The sequence below is a fragment of the Tropicimonas sp. S265A genome (genome assembly GCF_049800835.1).
In the GTDB taxonomy this organism is placed as follows: domain Bacteria; phylum Pseudomonadota; class Alphaproteobacteria; order Rhodobacterales; family Rhodobacteraceae; genus Dinoroseobacter.
Map to the genome: position 1 here is coordinate 983,047 of NZ_JBNAFU010000001.1, position 13,202 is coordinate 996,248.

Annotated in this window: 12 protein-coding genes; 6 read left to right on the forward strand and 6 right to left on the reverse strand. The window is 56.6% G+C overall.

The features are described 5' to 3' along the window. Positions 1 to 784 precede the first annotated feature (784 nt). From ACP15N_RS04865 to ACP15N_RS04890, 6 genes are all read left to right on the forward strand, one after another. Positions 785 to 931 (forward strand): hypothetical protein, encoded by a 147-nt coding sequence (locus tag ACP15N_RS04865; protein WP_425091088.1) that lies wholly within the window; start codon positions 785 to 787, stop codon positions 929 to 931. 1,571 nt (positions 932 to 2,502) lie between these two features. Continuing rightward, on the forward strand, positions 2,503 to 2,796 hold the full coding sequence (locus ACP15N_RS04870) for a hypothetical protein (protein WP_425091089.1): 294 nt from the start codon (positions 2,503 to 2,505) through the stop codon (positions 2,794 to 2,796). Next, complete coding sequence (locus tag ACP15N_RS04875; protein WP_425091090.1) at positions 2,793 to 3,536, forward strand: hypothetical protein; 744 nt, start codon at positions 2,793 to 2,795, stop codon at positions 3,534 to 3,536. Before ACP15N_RS04870 ends, ACP15N_RS04875 begins: the two co-directional genes overlap by 4 nt. Before the next feature lie 304 nt (positions 3,537 to 3,840). Then, entirely contained in the window at positions 3,841 to 4,368 is a 528-nt protein-coding gene (locus ACP15N_RS04880; protein ID WP_425091091.1) for a hypothetical protein, read from the forward strand. A 143-nt stretch (positions 4,369 to 4,511) separates the two neighbouring features. Then, entirely contained in the window at positions 4,512 to 4,919 is a 408-nt protein-coding gene (locus ACP15N_RS04885) for a hypothetical protein (RefSeq protein ID WP_425091092.1), read from the forward strand. A gap of 81 nt (positions 4,920 to 5,000) precedes the next feature. Then, positions 5,001 to 5,276: a hypothetical protein gene (locus ACP15N_RS04890; RefSeq protein WP_425091093.1), complete on the forward strand. Its 276-nt coding sequence runs from the start codon at positions 5,001 to 5,003 to the stop codon at positions 5,274 to 5,276. 665 nt (positions 5,277 to 5,941) lie between these two features. Here the strand turns inward: ACP15N_RS04890 and ACP15N_RS04895 are convergent. From ACP15N_RS04895 to ACP15N_RS04920, 6 genes are all read right to left on the reverse strand, one after another. Further along, complete coding sequence (locus ACP15N_RS04895) at positions 5,942 to 7,273, reverse strand: hypothetical protein (protein WP_425091094.1); 1,332 nt, start codon at positions 7,271 to 7,273, stop codon at positions 5,942 to 5,944. 195 nt (positions 7,274 to 7,468) lie between these two features. Next, the gene (locus ACP15N_RS04900) at positions 7,469 to 8,137 is read right to left on the reverse strand and encodes an SOS response-associated peptidase (protein ID WP_425091095.1); all 669 of its coding nucleotides are present in this window, start codon (positions 8,135 to 8,137) and stop codon (positions 7,469 to 7,471) included. Positions 8,138 to 8,916: 779 nt separating this feature from the next. Next, entirely contained in the window at positions 8,917 to 9,450 is a 534-nt protein-coding gene (locus ACP15N_RS04905; RefSeq protein WP_425091096.1) for a hypothetical protein, read from the reverse strand. Positions 9,451 to 9,974: 524 nt separating this feature from the next. Then, positions 9,975 to 10,691: an ATP-binding cassette domain-containing protein gene (locus ACP15N_RS04910; protein WP_425091097.1), complete on the reverse strand. Its 717-nt coding sequence runs from the start codon at positions 10,689 to 10,691 to the stop codon at positions 9,975 to 9,977. Then, entirely contained in the window at positions 10,691 to 11,866 is a 1,176-nt protein-coding gene (gene devC / locus ACP15N_RS04915) for an ABC transporter permease DevC (protein ID WP_425091098.1), read from the reverse strand. The genes ACP15N_RS04910 and devC overlap by 1 nt, the downstream gene beginning before the upstream one ends. After that, positions 11,863 to 13,086 carry an HlyD family efflux transporter periplasmic adaptor subunit gene (locus tag ACP15N_RS04920; RefSeq protein WP_425091099.1) on the reverse strand — a complete coding sequence of 408 codons (1,224 nt, stop codon included), beginning with the start codon at positions 13,084 to 13,086 and terminating at the stop codon, positions 11,863 to 11,865. Before ACP15N_RS04920 ends, devC begins: the two co-directional genes overlap by 4 nt. Positions 13,087 to 13,202: the final 116 nt, after the last annotated feature.

Genomic DNA, 13,202 nt, shown 5'->3' on the forward strand with positions numbered 1-13,202 from the left:
AGATGCGCCCAGCGTGTTTGCATCAAGGTGATTGCCTCTACTGGTCTCCGATCTTGAGTGCATCTCAAGACGCTCGGTGAGCACCCCGGCTCTCTTACCTATAGTGGCCTCCCGCTAAGGCCCCATTGCCCCCTCCCAAGAAAGAACCTTCATGATCGACACAACCTGCCATTGGTGCGGGGTGGTCTTCCCTGCCCAGCGTTCAACTGCAAGATACTGCAAGGACGCTTGCCGCAACGCTCAACGTGATGCGCTGAAGGGCCCACAGAACCGTACCACTTCCCCTACGAAAGCCAGACGCGAGGATGAACTCTTCGACCTACACATGGTCCTCACCGAAAGATACTACGGGATGCCCCCGAGTGACCGCCCGAGATACCTTGAGGAGTTGATCGACAGTGCCCGTGCTGGGGAAGCGAAGATCAAGGAGGTGCTAACAAACCTCCTGCTTCTGAAACCGCAAGAACCCCGCAGGCATACCCACTTCCGCAAGTCACTCGCGTATCCGACGTTAGCCCAGGAAGCGAACCGGTTCACCCGTTCGGAGTGGGGTGTGCACATCCGGGATGCCTGTACAGATCGTGGGGTACCGCCTTCCGCGTCTTAGTCAAAACCCAATGAAACAAGGCCGAAACGATTACTGCCCCCCCCATGAGATATCTATAACCCGAAATGCCCTCGCGATCACCGAGCTTCACCGCTCGCCATCGCTGGCTAGTGACCTCTCAAAAACTGGAGCACCCCCATGAACACTTGCCGCTGCCAATGCTGCTCTCGCGCAGTGATGGACCCTACGCCGCCCGAAGAGACCGAAAGCGTCCTGCCACAAGACGTGGTCTACGCCATTCTCGGCTTGCTTCTCAGAGCTTCCACGCAAAAGGGCTTTGGACCCCACGCATGGATGGAGATCAGGAAGCAGAAGCTCCATTAACGCCACACCGGAGGTGAACCATGCTTTGCGCCTCCGCACATTGCACGAACTCGCTCAGCCTCGCGTCCGTAACGATGCGGGACAGCAACAAGACTGGCCTTTGCGGAGGATGCTCTGCGATCCTATCAAAGCACGCCCTCCCAATAGGCGGCTTCATCCCTTCCCCTGCCCTACGTTCCCTCGCGAAGCTGGTCATTGCCAAGACCAACCCCACGCAAGCCGAAATCTCAGAAGCTATCCGCCATGCAAGAGGCCCGAGCTACCCCAACGGTCCTTGGGATAAGCGCCCAGCGTACCGGGTGAACCCTCTCGTGCATGGGAGGGCCACAAGGCGTTTGCCGCATATCCTGCTGGGCCGCAGAAAGGCTCCAACCGAGGTCACCATAGCGGCGTCATACATCCATGCAGCCCTTGCTAGAAGTGTCATCGGAACCGGCCCGAGATACCAGCGTTTTCTCGCGGGTGCTTCATTCTACGGGCGTCGCGGGGTCTGCCCCCCGAAAGGCAGAAAAGAAGAGGTCTTCCATGGGGGTCGAAAGGGGATTGGCTACCGACTTAGTAGCACCGACTTCGCGATGCTGGGAACTCACGCCCTGCGGTCAGCCAACAAACTCGGGTTGACCTTAAAGGACCGCTTCCTCCTCGAGTTCATAATGGTCACGTATCAGCGTGGTGTTTCGGATGGTCTTTACCACCCACCGGTCTCTGTCCCGCGACATGCCATCAAGACATGCCAAGCTGGGGACCACCCTCTCGACCATTTCCTAGCGGATAACTCAGGCGTACCGAGCCAATACCTCAGGAAGAACCGGAGAGCATCCGGCCTTATAGGCGGTCAGTGGCCAGTAGGAATTGATCCGTTGGACGAGCTTCTCCGCCACAACGATGCACCTCGGTCGGTACCTCCTGCAGAAGCGCTTCCGGTGAAGACGCCTGACACGAGGTGGATCTGGGCAAGCAAAGCCTAACGGGCGTTGCAAGCAACTCTCTCAACCACCGCCGATCAAACACTCCGAGCACACGAGGTGAACGCCATGCCCACCAAGCCGAAACCCAAGTCCGCCAAGGTATGCCTAGTGTGCGCGAAAGACTTCCTCGGTACACCCGCAGCCACCCGTTGCGACGACTGCCGAAGTGAGGGCCTCAAGGTTCCAACAGAGCTAAAGAGCGTGAGAGCATCTCGCTCTCCTAGTGTGCGCCCAGCGGAGCGTTCAGCGAAGTGTCCGAGCAGCAAGCATACGCAAGTGCACGAACGAACGTGCGGAGCCTGTCTCGAGATATTCACCACACACAAGCCGAAGGCCCGTAGGTGCCCCACGTGCATTGATGAGGACAGAAAGGTTCAACGCAGGATTTGCATTGAGTGCAACACCAGCTTCGCCCTGACCCATTCAGATCAAGTCAACTGCCAGTCATGCGCCTACAGGCTTGAGATCGGTATCACTGATATGACCCCCGAGCAGCGCGAAAGGTTCCGCGCCCAGCGCCGTCTCGAGGACTTCAAGCGTAGACGCGACGGGCAGTTAGCCTGGCTGGATAACCGCGCCAACCCCCCAAGAGGATACCCCCGCATGAAAAAGGCCGACTCCAAGAGTACCCTGAGCAAACTCTGGATCGCCATCTGTGCGTCAGATGGTGCCGCCTCTGCATCCATCGTTCGATCCTTGGGGGCGGACATCCAGCAGGAAGACCGGGTCTCACTACTGGTAGCATTCTTCAGACTGAGGGTCGACGGATACCACCCCACCGCACTCGCCAAGTTATGCCCCGAGGCGCTTCTGGGCGGTGCGCTCAAGTACCAAACAAACAACATCGATTTACCAGCGGTGAGCCTCGGGCTGACCGGGAAGGAACAAACAAAATGACCGTAACAGCAGTCACCTTAGGCCACGACGGAGAGTTCACCGACGGCACGGTGTTCTCCAACAAGCAATACGCCTCGAGCGAGAACTATCGGAGCAATTCGGTCGAGGTTCACCGCGAGGGTATGACCACTGCCGTGCAGTCCATGGACGATCTACGAGATACCGATATCGTTGTCATCCAAGGGATGCAGATGGATGTGGCAGGCGCTAAGAGCTTGGGCGTTATCGATCAAGTTTTCTCCGCGAACCACTCTCCGCAGACAGTTGAGCAGGCTCAAGAAGCCGATGAAGTCTCCAGCAAATCCAACACAGGCTTTCCGGTTTACGACAACGCCGTTGACGGCCTGAACAGCGCGGTTGAAGCGGGAGTTATGCAAATGTCGGAAGCACTCATCTACGATACTTCCGTCGCCGAAGTTGCGGGGACAGGCATGGACATTGACGAAGCCGCCGCTGTCATCGACGGTCTAGCATCAGGCGAAATAGCGGAAACTGAAGTTGATCCTGACACGCGATCCCTACTCAGCGCAGTCGAGCGATCCGTAGAGACAGCAGCCACGGACGCAGCCCGTGCGGAACTTGGTCGCGGACAATTCGAAGAGCTTGAGACACTCTCGTCGGTACATCCGGGTGTCACCGCTGTGATCCGACAGTACGCGATTGACCGAGCGAGCGGTCGTGCCGCCGACACCACGTGGACCGACGTCTACCACCACGTCCGATCTGAACTTGGTCTCTGATCTACGGGCTCAATGCTCACACAGGAACACGAACCTGTACCGTGTCCTGTGCGGGCAAAGATGAAGGATCAAAGAATGCTCAGCATATCCGAATGGGTGTGGGACACCGATATCCAGTCTGCGACCTTGGAAGTCGCTCGCTGCAGCAGGGAGACAGGCAACAGAGACTACTTCCTATCGACGGTCGAAACTGTAGAGCGCGGTCTGGACCCAGATACCCGACAACCCCTCACGCAGACTGCTCTACGCAGTTGGAAACATCGTTGCCTAGCGCCCCCTGCCCCAGCCCGAGAGGAGGCCACAGATGCAGATCAGCCCCGCATCCTCGTTCCTCAGAGTTGACCATCTCAAGACGCTTCCGCGAGAGGTTACAGAAGGCTTCATCGTTAACTACACAAACACCATCGCTGACCCTCGGATCGACGCTCACTTCTTCGATCACCTCGACGCCCAGCGCGGGTTCCTTGGGTGCGCGTTTCACTACATCGTCAAAACCAACGGAACGGTCGAGCTCGGGCGCGACCCTCTCACCGTTTCAACGAGAAGCAAGAACCACTTCGTTAGGGCAACACAGATAATGATCGGTGTGGTCGGGGGCCTCGATCATGAGACCGGCAAAGCGTCCAAGACGATTACGAAGGAGCAAGAAGCCGCTGTCGAGAACCTCATGCGACTGTTCACGGATGCACTCGGGGTCCCCTTAGCAGTGAGCTCATACGTGTCCCTGTCAGCCGACGAGCTAGAGCAAAACCACCTCGATCATCTGGCTGCAGAAGAGGAAGAGATGCTTCTGGAAGATGCGATGAACGAACTCGAACGAAACAAGCCCTAACACCTACCTCACATGTGCAAATGCAGCTCAAAAGATCATTGATTTTATTGAGAAATTTGCGTCACGAAACAGGGATGGAGACCTCCCGGCTATCACCATAGCTGACGGGCCGTAATCCCTGTCTCACAACCTCAGGAAAACCCATGTCCACCTCAGAACCAGTCGCTCTGTACAAGAGCGGCACCCCTTTGCGTGCCAACTCGAAACAACACAAGGAAGACCTACGGACCATCCGGGCCGCAACTCGGAAGATGGAAACCGCTGAGCGGCTTGTGCGCAAGCGACGGGACGACAGATTTGTTGCTCGTGTTGATGCGATGCTCTTCGAACTGCACGGCCGCAGAAAGCGGTATCCCTACGATCAAACGGCAGCGTTACAACTCGCCTACTTGGTCGATCAACCTTTGGACCCGATAACCCAGGTTCCCCTCTGGCGAGAACTAGTAGCCCTTACCAAGCACAGCCGGGTTGATCGCGCGACCTTCCTCAAGTTTGCGCGAAACATCCTTTGCCAACACAGCCTCTACGACAAGAAGTGGGTGTCTGATTGACACCTTGCGAGACCGGAGCCTGCTTGGCGTCCGACCCGCGACCTACACAACCCAACACCTCAAGAAAACATGGAGCCAACAATGGCGAAACAAACACGCGAAAAGACCGTTGAAGAAGCGGACCCGGAGCTGTCCACATGGGACATGGCCGTCGCTTGTCTCACGGCACTCCGTCAAACACACGCCCAAGCGCTTAGCGAGCGCAGCGAAATTTTGGCTGAGAGCGGACAGAACCCCTACGCTGCCGGGGTTGGTGTAAAAACCGACATCGCGCTGGCGGTTCAAGAAGCTGAGCAAGAGCTTGAGTGGACACTTTCTCGAGTGGCTAAATCCAACAACCTGCCGCTCCCCAAGTGACCATGGAGAACTCTTACTTACCCCCGTCCCGGCCCTCGGAAAACCTCACTGCCTCCTCCGCCACTTGGAAAGAACTCCTTAATACCATCGGCGACCTAAGACGCATCAGAACACAGCTTCTTGCTGAGGCAGAGCAAGCCCGACAGCAACGACCTCAGTTGGTATTCCTGCCTGCCAAAACAGATCGCCAACGACTCGCCACGTCGGTCGCCGAAGCGTCTGGGAAGTTACTGCAGGACATCCGCCAAACAGCCAAGCAACGAAGCATCGAGCTCCCCTCTGAGTATCGCGAGTTTTGAGCCCTTCTTGCCCAACAAGAAACAAGCAAAACACCACCTCCATTCCTGCAAGGCACAGAATCTATCAAGGTTGGCTTACACAGGTGCTTCCCTACACTGGCAGCGCTCGACCGGGTGTCGGAGGTCCGGTTTGCAGGACTTTCTCGACTTTCGCCGCGATTGCACCAACGGCGGCTCTCGTGAGAGCGCCAAAATCGGTCGTTTTCGCTCCGGCCACAAACCCTTTGCACAATCCAACACTTGGACGGTCTTCTAGCTAACAGGGAGGAGAAGCTAGTCATAATCACTGACATACAGTGTTTGTTGTGCTTTACCTCATGATCTTTGACGCCTAGTCCAGTTAGATCTACGGCATTTCAAAGTAGTTCACAGAATCCCGAACATGGTCAGTAATGATTTAGCCTTCTTATAGAGTTCAGAAGTCGTTTCGATTCTTTCGAGAAGCGAACCGAAGCGAGTCAAACAGGATTTAATGAAGCCTTCTTCAGCGTCTGCGCCCTTCGATATCTCGTCACGTGCTGATTGAATGAAACGCAGATAGGTTTCCTTTTCCTCTAGCTCTGAACGCTCTAGGATTGCTATCAGGTCATCTATTTCATCCACCACAGCTTGTGTGGACCTCTCTGCGCCGAGGTTACCCACCGTGCTGCTCGAGATTTCGGCACCTTTCGCGTGCTCTCCTTGCGTCGCGCCGGGCGAGTTCGTCTGTACGTATTTTGAGCTCATGTCCACAATCTCCGAAATTATGGTAATATTTCCTTGGTTTGTATTGCGAGCCGCGCCAGCCAGCTCACCAAGAAGCACCTTGTAGCTTTCCGCTACTGCTCGTTGTGTCTCGGCCTCATGTTTGGCCATAGATAGCCTCTGGTCAAGCGCAGATAGTATAAGCCTGTGTTCTGGACTATCGATCTCAACGGGTAGATCGGAGAAGTCACCACCGTTGCGCACTCGCTCAATGTACTCGGCTAAGTCAGATTTTACTTCTGAAGAGGTGATCTCTGTCTTTGCATCCAAAATGGTGAATTTCACCCCCACTCTGTCCTTTAAGGACGTATCGAGGGAAACAGATATACCGTATCCTCTCAACTTCGCGAAGCTTTCGAAACCAAGCATCGCTTCCCGAAACATTGCCTTTTTTTCTTCACCAACGTGAAAGTAGGTAAATTCGTGAGGCATCTCATTTGTTGGACCTCGCCTTCCAATGAACTCACCATCATCCATTCTGACTTGCTGAAGGTTAAAGATGCTTCTGACCGCGTTTTCCACGGCAACAACAATCATTGTCACGGCATCCAAAAAGCGGCGAAGAAAGGCGAGGCCAGAGTTCGAACGGAAGTAAAGCCAAAGCGAGATCAAGAAAACCCAGAATATGGCCGAGGACACTGCGATTTCACGCAGAGCGACTCCAACGCTACCTGATGGGATTTCAGAACGCAGGTATTCGTACAAGTTGTACCGTTGACAAATATCCACCTGCCGGAAGTAGAAAGCGGTGCTCTGACACTCCAATAACGCGCCGAGCACCCGGCCCAATGCGTGTTCGAGAGTTCGAGGGCTTTCGACGCTAATGCCTACTGCTTTATCGAGTACAACGCAGGATGCGAACAGATAGGTTAGCACCAAACGAAAGACGATCATTCCAAAGGGCGATTTTCGTTGGTCAACACCTTTGTTAATCTGTATGTCATCTGAAGGCATTTAGTTGGCACTCTTCTCTATGTGCTTCATCGGTGAATTGAGCGGACATCTAAAGCATAGCGCCTGCGGGGCCTTATTGCTGTAAAGCTGATAATCCAAGCCAGAGCACAATTATCTAGATCGGAAATTTGTTGCGTCAGTGAGGTTCTGGGCTTCGGCTGACCACCTGCTGCGTCTGAAGTACAAGGATGCTGATTAACTAGGTCTTGTATAGCCATCATCGTACCGGCCTCCCCGCGCCACTATCTCCAACCCATCATCTCGCAATGGCCTCTGAAGCCTCAGCGCCTCATCTTTGGGGGCGCGGAGCCATGTTTGAACCTCGTCCTGGTTCGTCAGAATGACCGGCATGGCTTTGGGGTGGATGGGCTTCACGACCGCGTTCGCATCGGTCGTCAGGAAGCCGTAAAGATTGTCTGTGGTTTCGCCCTCCTTCACCTTCCTGATAGATGTCCATCGCGTCCAGATACCCGCAAAGAAAGCCAGAGGACGGCTTTCATCCAGCGCAAACCAAATCGGACCCTTCTTCATATCGGGCAAGACGCCCGGTTCAGAAAAACTCGTGAACGGGACCACGCACCTGTTCTCTGGCCCTAGCCAACGCCGCCAGTGCCCGGAGGCGGTGTTCCTGATGTTCGTCAGCCCCGGATCGCGTCCACTGGCAGAAAGGCGGCTTTTCGGAGAAGGCATACCCCATCGCATCATTGTCAGCTCTGGTCCTCCGTCCTTCTGTCGGACAACTGGTGCCATCTGGTCGGGGTAGATCCCCGGTAGAGAGGGAAGGTTTCCGGTGGAATCGTTGAGTCCTTCGAAAAGCTGTCGGATCGCATCCTGAGCCTTTGTCATCGAGTACAGATTGCACATGGTTCACCTTTGGCTGCGCCTCAGCGCATTGGGCCTTCGTATCTCTCGCCAATCAAGGTGATATGGGGGCAACCCGCGACAAACATCACTGCGGTGTGCAAGTCACGAAAGTAGATGTTCACTGCACGTGTGGATGACCAGAGTGTTTTGGGGGCGCTGGCATAGTTGTGGCTGCCGACGTGCTTTTGCAGCCAGACGCGGGTCGCCTCGTTTTTTTCTGGCGTAGCCTTGACCGTTATTCGCACGGGGAACTCGCGGTCGATGATATCATATCGGTGTGGTTTTCGGCTTCCCATAAAGTGAGAACATTTCAGGAACAACCTGTGATCGCAACACTATCCTTCAACTTGCTCTCGACCGTTGAGGCGGCACGTTACCGTCTTGCCCCCCATAAGCTGATCGCGTTCAGTTCTTCGCTGATTGTCCGCCGGGTTCATCGTATTTGGACGGATGGAGTCCGTTGAGGCGTCCTTCGCGCCACCGGCAGCGATAGTGTGTCCGTCGAATACCCGGTCAACACGGCCCCTGATCTCGCAGTACCGCCGGAAGGCCAAGAGTGAACTCCCGGAACTCAAGGAACTCGAGGTGCAAGCCAAGCGGGACGCCTCCGGGCTCCTACGTCAGCAGAACCGAGAGTTCGACGCGATCCGCTTCCAAACTGTTCAGCAGATCGAAGCTGAGTTGTTCAGCGTGCCGAGCATCGAGGATGTGCAACAATAAGAAAGGAAGGAGCATTCGGTGAATTCCTCCTTTTTTGGGTCGCCTGAGCCTGACCTGCGTCAAAGGTTCTGTCGAACAACCAGCCTCATTGTGTGCAGTTCCTTGAGGCACTGATCAGCCCAACGAACGCAGTTCTCTTCCACCTTCATTGGGTCATCAAAGAAATCCCTGAGCCAGTCCTTCGACCACTGCACAGGGCTCTCAGTCACCTGCTCGACCTCTTCGTAGCACTTGTCTCCTGTGGAGTATTGGTTATCGAAAACAATCCCACGTTCTGTCCACTTCTGCCAGATCACTCGACCCATCGCTCGATGCAGCTTGTGTGCTTCCGCCTGATCGCCCTGACCTTCCGCCTCAGCCTTAGATACGGTTTCCATACCAACTGCAGCAAAAAGGAAGGCCTCCAAGGTTATCAGCCGTTTTGCCGAGAACCCGTCCAGCTTAGTCAGAGGTACACCGAGAGCCTCAGCATCAAGGTAGTTTTCAGAACCTTCGGCGGGCCCACCGCTGACGACAAGCGCCTCATAGAGGTTGTTCGCAAACTCCTCGTGGTATGGCGGCTTCTCTTTGAGCAGCTCTCTGAACCATCCCATGGTCGTCCTCTTAGAAACAATGAAAGCTGGAGCCTTGTCTAAGTTACCGTGCACCGAAAGGCGCTGGTTGCCAAGCGCGGAGACCGGCTTCAATAAGGCTACAGAAACCCGAAGCTCAACTTCTCCACGGCTTCTTGCCTCACTTTCAGGCTAGGCCCAGTTCCATACTGCCCAGCGACATCGCCAGAGCCATGCCCGTGATGAAGTCGTTGACCTCTTTGAATACCCCTGCTTGCTACTATTTTTGGTTACAATTTTGATTACAAATTATCAGCAACCATCCCTTCAAAACATTGTTTTTGTTTGCTTTTAACAATTACACAGAGAGTCCCCTACGGGCTACCACGAAACCCCCCTAGATTGTTGATGTGACATCACCGTTTAGGGAGGATCGTGTGCTGCTTTCAGCTCAGGTCGCCTGTCCTCTACATCACCGGCAATTCACGACACGAAACCCGTGATGCAACTCCGTGCAGTCCCGACCCTGTCGCCAGCGCGTAAGGTCCCTTGACCTGCGCGCGCCCTCATCGCGCGGCCGGTCCTGCTCCGTCGTCGTTGACGATGCGACCTTCCTCAAGCGTTACGATCCTGTCGGCAAGCTCCAGAACGCGGTTGTCATGCGTCACCATCACGGTTGTTGTTCCGCGCACCCTCCCGAGCGCTTTGAGCATTTCCACGACATTTCGACCCGAGTCCCTATCGAGCGCGGCGGTCGGTTCGTCGGCAAAGACGATCTCCGGGTTCGATACCAGCGCCCGGGCCACCGCAACCCTCTGCTTTTGTCCGCCCGACAGGTTCGACGGCAGGTAATCAAACCGGTCGGCAAGCCCGACCAGGCTCAAGGCATGGTGCGCAGCGCGTCTCTGTTGCGCAGCGCAGCCTCGCCCATGCACTTCGAGCCCCATCAGAACGTTCTGTGTCGCGGTCAGGCTTTCATGCAGGTTGTGGGCCTGAAAGATGAACCCGAGACGCCGGCGCAACGCCACGGCTTGCGCAGCGCTTGCGCCGTTAAGTTCCGCGCCCAGCAAGCGGACACTGCCTTTCTGCACCTCGCGCAGGCACCCCATCAGCGTAAGCACAGTGGTCTTGCCGGACCCTGAGGGTCCCATCAGGACTGTCAGGCTACCTTTGGCCACGGTCAGGTTCACATCCCAGATTGCCTGCTTGCGGCCATCTCCGGTGCCGAACCAATGATCGAGCCCCAGGACCGATATCGGGGGATCATTGCCGCCGACCTGCATCAGAAAAGGTCCGCAGGATCTGCGCCTGCCAACCGTCGCGTAGCGATTGCACCCGAAACGATACAGGCAACCACCGTGCCCAGAAAAACGAGACCGGCACGCACAGCATCCATTTCCATCGGCAGTCCCGTGGCAGCCGACATGCCACCATACAGCGCGATGGAGATCAGAAGCCCTGGCACGAATCCAAGAAGGGCCAGGATGACAGCCTCCTCGAAGATGATCCCGAGAAAGAAACGCTGATCGTACCCCATGGCCTTGAAGGTCGCATATTCCTTCAGGTGGTCGGCGACATCCGTAGACAGGATCTGATAGACGATCACGATCCCGACCAGAACACCGATGAGTACGCCAAACCCGAAAATGATGCCGGTGGGCCGTTCGGTGGTCTGATAGCTCAGATCGGCGGCGGCGGCGGCGGACAGAGTGTTCACCTTCACGCTGTCCGTCGGTAGCGCGCGCCTCAGTCGGTCAACAACGACCTGTGGATCAAGCCCATCGTGAACCTTCAGAAGGATGTGGTTCGGCGCCCCGGAGCTGCGGTTCGCAAACAGGCGCAGGAAGGTCTGATCAGACGCAAACAGTGTGCCATCAGCGGAAAACCCGCCCCCGACCTCCAGTGTGCCCACGGTCGACAGTGTCCGGCCGTTCGCCTCCAACACGAAGGGCTTTTCCGGGGAAACGTTCTGAAGTGCGCCAGACGGCAAGCCGCGCGTCAGGCGGTCGAGCAGGACGGTATCTTCCAGAACAAGCGTCCCGAAAACGTCAGCCAGCGGCGCAGTCAGAAAGCCCTTCGCATCCGAGGGCAGACCAAAAGATTGCAGGGTCGAGGTGGTACCATCCGGCCGCTGCCAGTCCAAGTTCGCGATGAAAACAGGGGTTCCGTCTGCAACCCCAGGGACACCAAGTGCCTGAAACAGGCGTTGGCGCGCGATATTGCTGCCGTCGGTCAGCGTTTTCGCATCGGACGAGGACACCATGATATCAGCATTCAGAAGCGCATATGGCGCAATCGTCGTCCCGTTGAGCGCGCCCAGGATGCCCAATTGCACGAAAACCAGAAGATTGGCGAACGCCACGCCTGCCAAGGCCGCAACCAGTCGCATCCGGTTGTGTAACAACTGCAACCATCCGATGGGCATACGCCCAAAGAGCGCGGTCAGCAAAGCCGTCATTGCGCCAAAAGCCCAGCATCAATGCGCGTGACGACTTGCAGGTTGGTCAACCTCTGCGCCTTGTCGCTGGAACCGGCATCGAGCGTCACAATGACATCGACGACGCGCGCATCCGTGTTTGCCGCCGGATCGTCGGAGGTGATCGACTGTCGGCCGATTTCCAACCCGATGGCCGTGACCTGCCCGGTCAGTTCCCCACGGATCGCCGGGGCGGTGACGGTCACCGGATCCCCGACGGCGACACGCCCGATCAGGGTCTGATACACTTCTGCCTCGACCGTCATCTGCGTGGTGTCCCCAAGATCGAGGACACCATCATTGCCTGGGCGTTCGCCCGCCTGCACGTCAATACTCAGGACCGTGCCAGAGATCGGCGCGCGGACGTAAGCTTTCTCCACATCCTGTTCGGCTTGAGTCACCTGCGCACGAGCCGCAAGAAGATTGGCCTGTGCCACGGCGATATCTGCCTGAACGCCGTCGCTGTTTACATCGTAGCGCGACAGGGTCGCGCGCGCCTTCTCGACGTCGCGCGTTGCTTCTGTTGCCCGCGCGATAGCAGCGTCCAGGACCGCCTTGGTCGTCACGCCACGGTCCACCAGTGACGTGGTGCGTGCCAGTGCTTCGGACTGCACACGTTCGGTCGCGAGGGCGCGTTGCAACGACGCCTCCGCCTCGTCTCGGCTGGCGCGAACGGCAGCGTCGGTCTGGACCAATGCGGCCTGCGCAACCGCGACATTGGCCCGCGCAGTCTCCAGTTGTCCTTCGAACTGTTGCAGGCTGTCGAGAACCGCAAGAATTTGCCCGGCTTCCACGGTCTGGCCTTCGATGACGCGGAACGAGCTGATACGCGCATCGCCCGCGCCGAACGGGGGGGCGACGGTAACAACATCCCCGCGGGGGGTGATCCGCCCAAGGGCAACAACATCGCCTTCGCTGACGACCGCAACCTCTTCGCCCTGTGTAACCTGCTGTGTGGCAACGGCAATCGGCGTATCTGTACCGCCTCCGGGTTCCAGACCGGTTGCACGAAACAGGCCCTGCAAACCGGGCGGCTGGAAATAAAGCCCCGTCACACCGCCTGCGAAAAACGTCAGGACGAGTATGCAGGCCAGCAGCACACGCCCTGGCCGGAACGAAGAGCGCCGCACTCCGTCTGCGATGTCGGATGCGCCGTTATCTATCAAAGGCAAATCGGTGGGATCTTTCGCCGTGTTGTTCATATGGCCGCCATGGTGGACTAGACTTATTACTGACACATATGTCATTAATATTCGAGAGACAAATGACACCGATGGGTTTCTTTTGGAAACCCGCCGTGCGGACGGTCAAATGATCG

Coding starts and splice junctions, on each gene's coding strand:
- ACP15N_RS04870 (WP_425091089.1), top strand. CDS start 2,503: ATGAAAAAGGCCGACTCCAAGAGTACCCTGAGCAAACTCTGGATCGCC.
- ACP15N_RS04910 (WP_425091097.1), bottom strand. CDS start 10,691: ATGCAGGTCGGCGGCAATGATCCCCCGATATCGGTCCTGGGGCTCGAT.
- ACP15N_RS04895 (WP_425091094.1), bottom strand. CDS start 7,273: ATGCCTTCAGATGACATACAGATTAACAAAGGTGTTGACCAACGAAAA.
- ACP15N_RS04865 (WP_425091088.1), top strand. CDS start 785: ATGGACCCTACGCCGCCCGAAGAGACCGAAAGCGTCCTGCCACAAGAC.
- ACP15N_RS04900 (WP_425091095.1), bottom strand. CDS start 8,137: ATGTGCAATCTGTACTCGATGACAAAGGCTCAGGATGCGATCCGACAG.
- ACP15N_RS04920 (WP_425091099.1), bottom strand. CDS start 13,086: ATGAACAACACGGCGAAAGATCCCACCGATTTGCCTTTGATAGATAAC.
- ACP15N_RS04885 (WP_425091092.1), top strand. CDS start 4,512: ATGTCCACCTCAGAACCAGTCGCTCTGTACAAGAGCGGCACCCCTTTG.
- ACP15N_RS04890 (WP_425091093.1), top strand. CDS start 5,001: ATGGCGAAACAAACACGCGAAAAGACCGTTGAAGAAGCGGACCCGGAG.
- ACP15N_RS04875 (WP_425091090.1), top strand. CDS start 2,793: ATGACCGTAACAGCAGTCACCTTAGGCCACGACGGAGAGTTCACCGAC.
- devC (WP_425091098.1), bottom strand. CDS start 11,866: ATGACGGCTTTGCTGACCGCGCTCTTTGGGCGTATGCCCATCGGATGG.
- ACP15N_RS04880 (WP_425091091.1), top strand. CDS start 3,841: ATGCAGATCAGCCCCGCATCCTCGTTCCTCAGAGTTGACCATCTCAAG.
- ACP15N_RS04905 (WP_425091096.1), bottom strand. CDS start 9,450: ATGGGATGGTTCAGAGAGCTGCTCAAAGAGAAGCCGCCATACCACGAG.